14 protein-coding genes are annotated in these 11,179 nt (G+C 67.7%); 12 read left to right on the top strand and 2 right to left on the bottom strand.

Annotated features, from left to right (window positions below):
• The 12 genes from ACXJKR_RS13705 to fliR all read left to right on the top strand — a co-directional run.
• Positions 1-365 (top strand): FliG C-terminal domain-containing protein (locus tag ACXJKR_RS13705; protein ID WP_457323295.1); only part of this gene is annotated, 365 nt, incomplete at its 5' end.
• A gap of 249 nt (positions 366-614) precedes the next feature.
• Positions 615-1,391 (top strand): FliH/SctL family protein, encoded by a 777-nt coding sequence (locus ACXJKR_RS13700; protein WP_056199282.1) that lies wholly within the window; start codon positions 615-617, stop codon positions 1,389-1,391.
• Positions 1,388-2,815, top strand: a complete 1,428-nt coding sequence (gene fliI / locus ACXJKR_RS13695; RefSeq protein WP_457323294.1) for a flagellar protein export ATPase FliI — start codon at positions 1,388-1,390, stop codon at positions 2,813-2,815. Before ACXJKR_RS13700 ends, fliI begins: the two co-directional genes overlap by 4 nt.
• Positions 2,816-2,894: 79 nt before the next feature.
• Positions 2,895-3,350 carry a flagellar export protein FliJ gene (gene fliJ, locus ACXJKR_RS13690; RefSeq protein WP_056199287.1) on the top strand — a complete coding sequence of 152 codons (456 nt, stop codon included), beginning with the start codon at positions 2,895-2,897 and terminating at the stop codon, positions 3,348-3,350.
• 13 nt (positions 3,351-3,363) lie between these two features.
• Positions 3,364-4,701 carry a flagellar hook-length control protein FliK gene (locus tag ACXJKR_RS13685; RefSeq protein ID WP_457323293.1) on the top strand — a complete coding sequence of 446 codons (1,338 nt, stop codon included), beginning with the start codon at positions 3,364-3,366 and terminating at the stop codon, positions 4,699-4,701.
• 134 nt (positions 4,702-4,835) lie between these two features.
• Complete coding sequence (locus ACXJKR_RS13680; protein ID WP_457323292.1) at positions 4,836-5,435, top strand: flagellar basal body-associated FliL family protein; 600 nt, start codon at positions 4,836-4,838, stop codon at positions 5,433-5,435.
• A 13-nt stretch (positions 5,436-5,448) separates the two neighbouring features.
• Positions 5,449-6,453: a flagellar motor switch protein FliM gene (gene fliM, locus ACXJKR_RS13675; RefSeq protein ID WP_057295840.1), complete on the top strand. Its 1,005-nt coding sequence runs from the start codon at positions 5,449-5,451 to the stop codon at positions 6,451-6,453.
• Positions 6,443-6,889, top strand: a complete 447-nt coding sequence (gene fliN, locus ACXJKR_RS13670; RefSeq protein ID WP_056199299.1) for a flagellar motor switch protein FliN — start codon at positions 6,443-6,445, stop codon at positions 6,887-6,889. Before fliM ends, fliN begins: the two co-directional genes overlap by 11 nt.
• 94 nt (positions 6,890-6,983) lie before the next feature.
• Positions 6,984-7,304: a FliO/MopB family protein gene (locus tag ACXJKR_RS13665; protein ID WP_457323291.1), complete on the top strand. Its 321-nt coding sequence runs from the start codon at positions 6,984-6,986 to the stop codon at positions 7,302-7,304.
• 1 nt (position 7,305) lies between these two features.
• Positions 7,306-8,178, top strand: coding sequence for a flagellar type III secretion system pore protein FliP (gene fliP / locus ACXJKR_RS13660; RefSeq protein WP_457323296.1), 873 nt, complete (start codon positions 7,306-7,308; stop codon positions 8,176-8,178).
• Positions 8,179-8,180: 2 nt separating this feature from the next.
• Complete coding sequence (fliQ, locus tag ACXJKR_RS13655) at positions 8,181-8,450, top strand: flagellar biosynthesis protein FliQ (protein WP_056199307.1); 270 nt, start codon at positions 8,181-8,183, stop codon at positions 8,448-8,450.
• Positions 8,451-8,507: 57 nt separating this feature from the next.
• Positions 8,508-9,272: a flagellar biosynthetic protein FliR gene (gene fliR, locus ACXJKR_RS13650; protein WP_056199310.1), complete on the top strand. Its 765-nt coding sequence runs from the start codon at positions 8,508-8,510 to the stop codon at positions 9,270-9,272.
• Here fliR and ACXJKR_RS13645 read toward each other — a convergent pair.
• Positions 9,269-10,585, bottom strand: a complete 1,317-nt coding sequence (locus tag ACXJKR_RS13645; protein ID WP_056199315.1) for an ABC transporter permease — start codon at positions 10,583-10,585, stop codon at positions 9,269-9,271. The two genes, fliR and ACXJKR_RS13645, sit on opposite strands and share 4 nt — an antisense overlap.
• A 2-nt stretch (positions 10,586-10,587) precedes the next feature.
• The coding region (locus ACXJKR_RS13640) for an ABC transporter permease (RefSeq protein ID WP_457323290.1) at positions 10,588-11,179 on the bottom strand (592 nt) is incomplete at its 5' end.

Genomic DNA, 11,179 nt, shown 5'->3' with positions numbered 1-11,179 from the left:
CCTCGGTGCTGGACTACATCCGCGAGGCCGACTCCGACCTGGCGCAGAAGATCATGGACAACATGTTCACCTTCGACGATCTGAACAAGATCGAGGACAAGGGCATCCAGGCCGTGCTCAAGGAAGTGCAGAGCGAGGCACTCATCGTCGCACTCAAGGGCGCCGGCGCCGAGCTGCGAGAAAAGATCTTCCGCAACATGTCCACCCGCGCCGCCGAGACGCTGCGCGAGGACCTCGAGACCCGCGGGCCGGTGCGGCTGTCCGAGGTCGAGGCCGAGCAGAAGGAAATGCTCAAGATCGTGCGCCGCCTCGTCGACGAGGGCCAAATCGTCCTGGTCGGCGGCGGCGACGACCAATTCGTTTAATCATGAAGCCCCTCGTCCAAGGAGTACCTTGGCCGGTCTTGCAGACCGCGCTGCGGCATGTGCCGCAGCTCTTCGGCAGGCACATCGCGCCCACTGGGCGCAATGTGTCCGGCCTCAGCCCCCGAGGGGACGGCGATGCTTGCCGGATTGACCGGCAAGCACATCGCCATGGCGGGCCGGCTTGGGAGCGGCCCTGCGCTCGGCCCGCAGAATCCCTGGTGCGCAACGACGCACATTGGAGCAACTGACATGGCCACCGGTCGCCAACCCCCGCGGCAAGTCCCGCCGCCCGATCGCCGTGAGACTGATCGGCGTGGCAGTTATGCCCGCTTCATCCCCGGCGAGGAACTCCAGGGCGCCAAGGCCTGGAACCTCGACAACCTGGGCAACGCCGCACCCTCGCCCTTCGCGCCGATGCGCCCCGGCAACCCGCCGGCCACACCCACCGCCGCCGCACCGGTAGAGCCRCCGCCCCCGCCCGAACCCAGCGCGCAGGAACTGCTACACGCCGCGCGCCAGAGCGGCTATCAGGACGGCTACCGCGATGGCATGGCCGCGCTGGACGCCTTCAAGCAGAGCTTTGCGCAGCAGATGAGCAAGCAGCTCGGCACGCTAGTGACGGGCTTTGATACCGAGATGCGCTCGCTGGAAGACGAGATGGCCCAGTCCATCGCCCGTATCGCCGTCGAGCTGGCCCGCCAGGTCGTGCGCAGCGAGCTTGAGCAACGCCCCGAGCTGATCGCCCGTGTGGCCCACGACGCCGTCGAGGCCCTGCAGTTGTCGGCGCGCCACGTGCGCGTGCGTGTCCACCCCGACGACCACCCCCTGGTGCAGGAAGGCGCCGGCAACGAGTTGCAGGCCCGCGAGGCCCAGCTCATCCCCGATCCTGAGGTGCCGCGCGGCGGCGTCAAGGTGGATGCCGATATCGCCAGCGTCGACGCGACGATTGCCACGCGCTGGCAACAGGCCGTCTCGGCCATCGGCCAGCAGTCGATCTGGGAAGACCGGCGCACGGAGGACGAATGACTTCGGCGCGCACGGATCGCTGGCAGCGCTATCTCGCCGACCTTGAGACGCTGACGGCCAACACCGCGCCGCTGGAATCCCACGGCAAGCTGGTTCGCGTGGCCGGCCTGGTGCTGGAAGCCACCGGCATCAAGGTGCCGATGGGCTCGGTCTGCCGCATCCAGATGCCCAGCAGCGGCAACAGCCCGCGCCGCGGCTCGGCGCCAGTGAATGCCGAGGTCGTCGGCTTCTCGGGGGACCGCGCCTATCTGATGCCCACCGACGAGGTCCAGGGCCTGTCCAGCGGCGCCACCGTCGTGCCGCGCCACCTGCCGCCGCTCGCTCCCCAACTCGGCCAGCCCTTGCACCCCTGGCGCCGTGGCGAGGATCGCGGCCTGCACCTGCCGATGGGCGACGGCCTGCTCGGCCGCGTCGTCGACCCGCATGGCCACCCGCTGGACCGCGGCGGCGAGCTGGCCGACATCCACAACGAACCCATGGTGCGGCGCCCCATCAACGCGATGGACCGCGACCCGGTGCGCATCCCGCTGGACACCGGCGTTCGCGCCATCAACGCACTGCTGACCGTCGGCCGGGGCCAGCGCCTCGGGCTGTTCGCCGGCACTGGCGTCGGCAAGTCGGTGCTGCTGGGCATGATGGCCCGCTACACCCAGGCCGATGTCATCGTCGTCGGCCTGATCGGCGAGCGCGGCCGCGAAGTCAAGGAATTCATCGAGGACATCCTCGGCATTGAAGGCCGCCAGCGCAGCGTCGTCGTCGCCGCACCCGCCGATTCGCCGCCGCTGATGCGCATGCAGGGCGCGCACTACGCCACGGCGATTGCGGAACATTTCCGCGATCAGGGCCGCCATGTGCTGCTGCTGATGGATTCGCTGACCCGCTATGCGATGGCCCAGCGCGAGATTGCCCTGGCCATCGGCGAGCCGCCGGCCACCAAGGGCTACCCGCCGAGCTGCTTCGCCAAGCTGCCGCAGCTGGTGGAGCGCAGCGGCAACGGCCTGCCGGGCGAGGGTTCCATCACCGCCTTCTACACGGTGCTGACAGAGGGCGACGACCCGCAGGACCCCATCGCCGACGCGGCGCGGGGCATCCTGGACGGCCACATCGTGCTGTCGCGCGACCTGGCCGAGGCCGGCCACTACCCGGCCATCGACATCGAGCGCTCCATTTCCCGGGTGATGACCAGTGTTGCACCCCAAAACCAGGTCGATTCCGCGCGTCGATTCCGCCAGCTTCTGGCGAAATACAACAAGGCCCGCGACCTGATCCAGCTTGGCGCCTATGCCCCGGGCAGCGACCCCGAGCTGGACCTGGCCGTACGCCTGCATGCCGACATGACGCGGCTGCTGCAACAGGACATGCACAGCCCGGCACTTCTTCACGCCAGCGTCAGCCAATTGCAGGCCGTGGTCCAAGGCGCCTAACCTTTCGGGTCGGGCCGCCGATATCGACTGAGCGCCGGGCCCCCTGTCGGGGTCGCCGGGCGCTGTGCTGGAGTTTGAGATGAGTGCACCCGCCAAAGACACACTGAGCCTGCTGCTGGAACGCGCCGAGAACGAGCGCGACGCCGCCGCTCAGGCCTTGCATGCCGCCAGCACCCAGGCCCAGGCCGCCCGTGCCCAGCATGGCGAGCTGTCCGGCTACCGTCAGGACTACCAGCAGCGTTGGACGCAATCCTTCGCCCAGGCCACGACCATGGACATCGTCGGCTGCTACCAGAGCTTTGGCCGCCGCATCGACCAGGCCGTGGACACGCAGGGCCACGTCGCCAGCCACGCCGACCAGCGCCAGGTGCGCGCCCGCGAGGCCCTCGGCCAGGCCGAGATGCGCGTCGCCGCCTTGCGCCAGCTGATCGCCCGCCGCCAGGCCGAAGCCGCCAAAGCGGTGCAGCGCAGCGAACAGCGCGCCACCGACGAATTTGCCGCCCGCGCCCACCTGCGGCGCATGGCGCACGCCTGAGGAGGCCGCCACCATGCTCGCCTCCTCGCAGACCATCGCTCCCAAGCCGGCCGCCCTGCCCTCCGTTCAAGCTTCTCAGCTCGCCCACCCCGCCCTGCCCGGCAGCGGTTCGGCCGGCGGGCCGAGCTTTGCGCAATTCCTGAACGACCAGCCTGGGTTGCCGACGCCGCCGGCCCACGCCGATCCGGTGCCGCGCGAGCCAGAGTCGCCGACCCACGAGCCCGCGCCAGCTGCCGCCACAGCCACAGCCACAACCCGCCGCCCTGCCGCGCCTGCACCCGCCAAGCCGGCGCCGGGCCGCACGCCCGACGCTGCAGCTTCGGCCAAACCCGAGCAGGGAGCCGTCAGCGGCGAGGCAGGCGATGACAGCACCGTCGCCACGACCGACGGCGACGGCGCGCAAGACCTTGAAACCTCCGGCCTGGCCGAGTTCACCCAGCTCATCGGCCTGACGCCGCCGGCCTTGCCCGCCCAGGCCGCTTCGTCAGCCGCCCAGGCCGCGCTGCCGGGCGCCGAGGCCACGGCAGACGACACGCCTGGCGGCAAGCATGTCGCCCGCGGCCGCATCAACCGGCTGGCCGACGACGACAGCCCATCAACCGCCCGCGCCAGTACCGGCGCTGATGCCGCTTCGGCTGGAGCTTTCGAGCGCCGCCCGGCGGACGCCACCTCACAGGACGTCGCGCCTCGCGCCAAGGGCGTGGAACAAGCCATTGCCGCCGACAAGGTGGCGGCACGCGCGGCCATCCACAGTGACGCCCTGCAAGCCGCCTCCTCCGGCGATGCCAGCACGGCTCACGCGGCCACCTCGCCTGATGCCCTCCCCACCAGCTTCGCCGCGGTGCTCGCCCAGGCCATGCCGGCCCTGGCAGCCGCGGCCGACACCGCACCGGTCAGCGCCAGTGGCCAGGTGCAGGCCGCCGTTCACAGCAATGCCTTCGCGCCCGAGCTTGGCGCGCGCGTCAGCCTGCTGGCAGTGGACGGTGTGCAGCAGGCCGAGTTGCAGCTCAACCCGGCCGACATGGGCCCGGTGGCGGTGCAGATCGTCATCGACGGCTCCCAGGCCCAGGTCTCCTTCCATGCCGCCCAGGCCGAAACCCGCCAGGCGCTGGAGCAGAGCCTGCCCGACCTGGCGGCCGCGCTGCAGAGCCAGGGACTGACCTTGTCGGGAGGGGGCGTCTTCCAGCAAACCCAGCAGGATCAGAAGGATCCCAGGGGCAGCGATGCCGACGCCGGCAACAGCGGTGACGACCGCAGTTCGCGCACAACGACCGGCGGCGGGCGCATCGCCGCCGGCACCGCGGCAGCCCCCGCCCGGCGCGCCGTCGGCCTGCTCGACACATTTGCCTGAAGCTGAAGCGGAAATAGGCACACCTCGCTCCAGCTAATCGGCGCTTGCCCGGCGGGCCCGGGGTCAATAATCCAGCGCATGTGCCCACGGCCTGCAGTGGCTGGCCTGGGCGATGGACGTCTCAAGGAGTGCTCATGGCGACTGCGCCGGCTGCTGCGGAAACTGCCGCGCCCAAGGGGGGCGGCAGCAAGAAGCTCATCATCATCCTCGCCGCCGTGCTGGTGCTGGTGCTGGTGGGCGGCGGCGCGGCCGTCATGCTGCTCAAGAAGAAGCCCGTGGCCGAGGACGGTGAAGACGGCGCCGAAGCCACCGCCGAGAGCCCGGCCAAGCCCAAGGCCCACGCCAAGAGCGACCACCCGCCCACCTTCGTGCCGCTGGACCCCTTCACGGTCAACCTGGCGGACAAGGACGTGGACCGCTTCGCCCAGATCGGCATCACGCTGCAGGTCGAAGACCCGAAGTTCGCCGACCAGATCAAGGCCTACATGCCTGCCATCCGCAGCAATGTGCTGATGGTGCTGGCGCACAAGACCGCCGCCGAGCTCTTGACCCGCGAGGGCAAGGACAAGCTCGCCAAGGACATCATGCGCGAGTCGGTGCGCCCCATGGGGATCGAGCTCGATGAGGACGACGAGCACGAAGCCGCCGACGCGCCCAAGAAGAAAAAGAAGAAAAAGGCCCACGTCGAAAGCCCGGTGACGCAAGTCCTGTTCTCCAACTTCATCGTCCAGTAAGCCTGGGTCAGCAATGAATCAGCAGATCCTTTCCCAAGACGAAGTCGATGCACTGCTCCAGGGCATCACCGGCGAGAGCCAAAAGCTCGAGCAGGAAGAGGAGCAGGTCGGCGGCATACGCGAGTACAACCTCGCCAGCCAGGAACGCATCGTTCGTGGGCGCATGCCCACGATGGAAATCATCAACGAACGGTTCGCGCGCAACATCCGTGTCGGCCTGTTCAACTTCATCCGCAAGAGCCCGGAAGTCGCCATCGGCGGCATCAAGGTGCAGAAGTACAGCGCCTTCCTGCGCGAGATCGTCGTCCCGACCAACTTCAACATCGTGTCGGTGAAGCCGCTGCGCGGCAGCGGGCTGATCGTCTGCGACCCGACGCTGGTGTTCGCCGTCATCGATTCCCTGTTCGGCGGCATCGGCAAGTTCCACGCCCGCATCGAGGGCCGCGACTTCTCGCCCACCGAGCAGCGCGTCATCACCCGCATCGTCGAGGTCATCCTCGCCGAGTACCACAAGGCCTGGAAGGGCATCTATCCGCTCGAGCTGGAATACCAGCGCTCGGAGATGCAGCCCCAGTTCGCCACCATCGCCACGCCCAGCGAGATCGTCGTGTCGACGTCCTTCACGCTGGAAATCGGCGAGACCAGCGGCACCATCTATTTCTGCATCCCCTACTCGACGCTGGAACCCATCCGCGACGTGCTGTATTCGACGACGGTCGGCGACTCCTCCGAGCCGGACCGGCGCTGGATCAATCTGCTCAAGACCCAGATCCAATCGGCCGAAGTTGAACTGGTGGCGGAGCTGGGCACGGCGCCGGCCACCGTCGAGCAATTGCTGGCCTTCAAGCCGGGCGATTTCATCGAACTGGACCTGGACCCCATGATCCAGACCAAGGTGGACGGCGTGCCCGTCTTCGACTGCCACTACGGCACGTCCAACGGGCGTTATGCCCTCAAGATCGACAAGATGCTGACCGGCCCTCAAGAGAGCTGGTTGGGAGCCAAACATGAGCCCTGATTCACCCAGCCAAGAAGAACAAGACGCGATGGCGGCCGAGTGGGCCGCGGCGCTGGCCGAGGCCGCGCCCGCCCCCTCCACCGCGACCGAGGTCGTTACCGAGGTGCCGGAGCAGGTTTCCACGCCCAGCTTCGCCAACTTCACGCCGACCAGCGGCGCGGGTCCGGGCAATGACATCAACATGATCCTGGACATCCCCGTCCAGCTGACCGTTGAACTGGGCCGCACCCGCATCCCGATCAAGAACATCCTGCAACTGGCTCAGGGCTCRGTCGTGGAGCTGGACGCGCTGGCCGGCGAGCCGATGGACGTGCTGGTCAACGGCTACCTGATCGCCCAGGGCGAGGTGGTGGTCGTGAACGACAAGTTCGGCATCCGGCTGACAGACATCGTCACGCCTTCCGAGCGCATGCGCCGCCTGTCCAAGGCCGCTTGAGACCACGCCCGAGGCATGGTCTTCGGACAACCAAGGGTTTGCCGGGCCATTTAGGGGGTTCGGCAGCTCAAGTCCGTCCGCAGAATGCCGAGGCATGAATGCTTCCGGCCTGCTCCCCTTTCTCTGGTTCCTCGGCATCGTCGCGCTGATCCCGGTCGCGCTGTGGCTGCTCAAGCGCACGCCGCTGGGTGGCGCGGCGGCTGTCGGCGTGCTGCGTGTCGTGGCGCAACTGCCCACGGCGCCGAACCAGCGCATCCTCGTCGTCGAGGTCGGCCAGGGCGATGACCGCCGCTGGCTGGTTCTGGGCGCCACCGCCCAGAACATCACGACGCTGCATGTGATGCCGCCCCAGGCCGAGCCCGTCCCGCCGGCGAGCTTCGCCAAGCTGCTGAGCAAGGAGCGCGGCGATGCATGAAATGACGCCCCTCGCCCATCCTCGCGTCGCTGAACGCGAGCGAGTCTGGTCGGTCCCCCGCGGGGACGGCGATGCTTGCAGCATTGAGCCGCAAGCACATCGCCCGCGGGCCGGCTTGGGGCGGCCCGGCGCTCGACCCGCGTTGGCGATCGCGCTGATATTCGCCGCAGGCGCTGCCTTCGCTCAACAAGGCCAAACGCCGCCGGCCTCGGTGCCGCTGCTGATTGGGCAGGGTGCGGGCGGCAGCTACTCGGTGCCGATCCAGACGCTGCTGTTCTTCACCGCCCTGGGCTTCCTGCCCGCAGTCATCCTGATGATGACGGCCTTCACGCGCATCGCCATCGTGCTGAGCCTGATGCGCCAGGCGCTGGGCACGCAGGCCGCGCCGCCCAACCAGGTCATCGTCGGCCTGTCGCTCTTCCTGACTTTCTTCGTCATGAGCCCGACGCTGGACAAGGTCTACGCCGAGGCCTGGCAGCCCTACAGCGCCGGCACCATCCAGTTCGACGAGGCCTTGAAGCGCGCCGAGGTGCCGATGCGCGGCTTCATGCTCAAGCAGACGCGCCAGGCCGACGTGGCCCTGTTCTCGCGCCTGGCCAAGCTGGATGCCAGCGTCAAGGCCGAGGACGTGCCCTTCAAGGTGCTGGTGCCGGCCTTCGTGACCAGCGAGCTGAAGAGCGCCTTCCAGATCGCCTTCCTGATCTTCATCCCCTTCCTCGTCATCGACATGATCGTGGCGAGCGTACTGATGAGCCTGGGCATGATGATGCTGTCGCCCGTGCTCGTCGCCCTGCCCTTCAAGCTGATGCTGTTCGTCTTGGCGGACGGCTGGAATTTGCTTCTCGGTTCTCTTGCCGCTTCCTTTGTGACCTGACCATGGATGCTCAACAAGTCTTCACCTTTGGCCAGCAGGGCCTCTACATGATGATGCTGGTCGCCGCACCGGTGCTCATCGTCGTGCTGCTCGTCGGCGTCGTCGTCAGCGTGATCCAGGCAGCCACGCAGATCAACGAGGCGACGCTGTCCTTCGTGCCCAAGGTCATCGCCACGGTGCTGACGCTGGCCGTTGCGGGGCCGTGGATGATGACGACGCTCGTCGAGTACATCCAAAGGACGTTGATGACGATTCCGAATGTGGTGGGATAGCTGACGCCATGAGCTGGTGCCCAAGCGACAGGCCCTGAACGGAGCAACAACAACCCAATGTTCTCCGTCACCGAAGCTCAACTCCTCGCCTGGCTGAACCCGCTGCTCTGGCCCTTCATCCGCACACTGGCCCTGTTCGCCGGCATGCCCACCTTCAGCCAGCGCAATGTGCCGCTGCGCCTGCGCGTGGGCCTGGCCCTCTTCATCTCGGTCGCCTCCCAGCCCTCACTGCCGGCGATGCCGGTCACGCCGCTGGACTCGCTGCCCGCGCTGACGCTGCTGGTCGCCCAGCAGCTGCTGATCGGCCTGTCCATGGGCTTTGCGGTGCGCATCGTCTTCGCGGCGCTGGAGTTCGCCGGCGAAATCATCGGCCTGCAAATGGGCCTGAACTTCGCCGGCTTCTTCGACCCCAGCACCGGCGCTCAGGGCACCGCCAGCGCACGCTTCTTCGGCAGCATGGTGGCCTTCCTGTTCATCGCCATCAACGGCCATCTGCTGCTGATCAACGCACTGATCCAGAGCTTCCACGCCTTCCCGGTAGGAGGCGAGCCCTTCGCCTTCCTGCGCGTGGCCACGCCCCAGCAATGGGGGGCGGAGATCTTCAGCATCGGCCTGTGGATCGCGCTGCCGCTGATCACGATGCTGATGTTCGTCAACCTCGTGCTCGGCGTGATCTCGCGCGTAGCGCCTCAGATCGGTGTCTTCTCGGTCGGCTTCCCGCTGACCGTCAGCATCGGCCTGATCGGCATGGTGGCCACCCTGCCGCTGATGCAGACGCCGTTCATGGTGGCGCTGGAGCGTCTGCTGTCAGCATTCAGTTAGGCCTCGCGCAACGCCGTCGTCACAGGCAGCGAAGCCGCCCGCACCGCAGGGAACAGGCCACCCACGAAGCCGATGGCCAAGGCCCACTTGATGCCCTCCCACAGCAGTCCCGGCGACACGGCCAGGTTGAAGCTGAGCTTGCCGACCGAGCCGGCCGCCATCGTGGAGGCCTCGTAGCCGTTGAAGATCAGCCAGGCGATGCCGCCGCCGATGAGGCCGCCGATCAAGGCCAGCAACGTTGTCTCCAGCATCACGGCGACAACGACCGGCAAGCCGCGAAAGCCGATGGCCCGCAGCGTGGCGATCTCGCGGGCCCGTGCGGCCACGGCGGCGAACATGGTGTTCAGCGCGCCGAACACCGCGCCCACGGCCATGATGGAGCCAACCACGATGCCGATGATGCGCAGGATCTTGGTCATCTGCTCGCTCTGCTTGGCGAAGAACTCCACCGTCGTGGTGGCCTTGACCTTGAGCTGCGGGTTGTTCTCCAGCGATTCGCTGAAGGCCTTGATCGCCGCCGGGCTGTCCAGTTTCACCGTGGCCGAGTTGGCACCGTTGCCACGGCGGTAGGCGTCGTTGACCATCGTGGCGTCGCCCCACAGTTCGGACTCCATCGCGTCGCCTGAGGCGAAGATGCCGACGACGGTCCAGGGCTGGTTGCCGAGCTTCAACGTGGCGCCCACCGTGAGCCCGTCGAACTGCCGCACTGCGCCCTTACCGACGACCAGTTCCCGCAGGCCCGGCTGGAAAACCTTGCCCTCGACGATCTTGACATTGGGCCGCACGGTAAAGGCGGCCTCGCTGATGCCGCGCACCTGGGCGCTGCCCTGGTCGCCGGCCTTGCCGCCCTTGACCGGCAGGTTGGCCGCCACCACGGTTTCGGCCGAGAGGATGGGCTCGCCCTTGGCGTTGCGGGACACCCCAGGCGCCTGCCCGATCTGCACGACGTCCTCCCGCGTCAGCGACGACGACACCTCGTTGGCGGATGCGCCGCGCATGACGATGGCGGTGTCCAGGCTGCCCGAGTTGCGCAGGGTCTGCGCATAGCCCTCGGCCATGGCCAGCAGCGACACGAGCACACCCACCACGCCGGCAATGCCGACGACGATGACGGCCGAGGAGCCCAGCCGCTGCGTCAGTGTGCTGATACCCACCGAAGTGACCGAGAGCGCCTGCGCGCCGCTGCGAAAGAGCAGCATCCACAGCGCCAGCAGCGCGGCCAGCGCGAGGGCGCCATACCAAGGCATGAGGATCCACGCGGCCAGCATCAGGACGGTGAGGAGGATGAGGCCGAAGTTCTTCAGGAATTTCATGCTCATGCCCTCCCGGCCAGTGCATCGGTGATGTTGATACGCATGGCGCGCAACGCCGGCAACGCGCCGACGGCCAAGCCGAACAGCAGGGCCAGGCCGACGCCGATCATCCAGCTGTCCACCCCGGCCGCGGGCAGGTTGAGTGCGCCGCCGCTGCCTTGGCTGACGATGGGGCCGATGACGCTGGCCAGCCCCAGGCCGGCCGTGCCGCCGATCAGCAGCAGCAGCACCGACTCAGCCAGCACCATCGAAAGCACGCTCTCACCCGAGAAGCCCAGGGTCTTCAGCACCGCGATCTCGCCGGTGCGTTCACGCACGGCCTGCATCATGGTGTTGCCGGCCAGCAGCAGCAGCGTGAAGAACACCGCACCCATGATGGAGGTGACGATGAGGTTGATGTCGGCCACCTGCTTCATCCAGCTGGACATGGCGGCTGCCTCGGTCTGGGTGCGCGTCTCGTGGTCGGAGTTGGCCGAGATCTCGTCGATGGCCTTGAGCACGCGGTCGGCCTGGTTCACATCCTTGACTCGCGTCACGTACCAGCCCACCTGGCCCTGGTTCCAGGGCGTGGTGTCGTCGAAGTATTTCCAGTTC

Source organism: Roseateles sp. P5_E11 (assembly GCF_054049355.1).
This window is presented reverse-complemented; position numbering and strand designations above follow the sequence as displayed.

What these genes read in the sequence shown, in the direction of transcription:
- fliJ (WP_056199287.1), top strand. Translation starts at nt 2,895, where the DNA reads ATGAGTGCACCCGCCAAAGACACACTGAGCCTGCTGCTGGAACGCGCC.
- fliR (WP_056199310.1), top strand. Translation starts at nt 8,508, where the DNA reads ATGTTCTCCGTCACCGAAGCTCAACTCCTCGCCTGGCTGAACCCGCTG.
- fliI (WP_457323294.1), top strand. Translation starts at nt 1,388, where the DNA reads ATGACTTCGGCGCGCACGGATCGCTGGCAGCGCTATCTCGCCGACCTT.
- ACXJKR_RS13685 (WP_457323293.1), top strand. Translation starts at nt 3,364, where the DNA reads ATGCTCGCCTCCTCGCAGACCATCGCTCCCAAGCCGGCCGCCCTGCCC.
- fliM (WP_057295840.1), top strand. Translation starts at nt 5,449, where the DNA reads ATGAATCAGCAGATCCTTTCCCAAGACGAAGTCGATGCACTGCTCCAG.
- fliP (WP_457323296.1), top strand. Translation starts at nt 7,306, where the DNA reads ATGACGCCCCTCGCCCATCCTCGCGTCGCTGAACGCGAGCGAGTCTGG.
- fliQ (WP_056199307.1), top strand. Translation starts at nt 8,181, where the DNA reads ATGGATGCTCAACAAGTCTTCACCTTTGGCCAGCAGGGCCTCTACATG.
- ACXJKR_RS13645 (WP_056199315.1), bottom strand. Translation starts at nt 10,585, where the DNA reads ATGAAATTCCTGAAGAACTTCGGCCTCATCCTCCTCACCGTCCTGATG.
- ACXJKR_RS13665 (WP_457323291.1), top strand. Translation starts at nt 6,984, where the DNA reads ATGAATGCTTCCGGCCTGCTCCCCTTTCTCTGGTTCCTCGGCATCGTC.
- ACXJKR_RS13680 (WP_457323292.1), top strand. Translation starts at nt 4,836, where the DNA reads ATGGCGACTGCGCCGGCTGCTGCGGAAACTGCCGCGCCCAAGGGGGGC.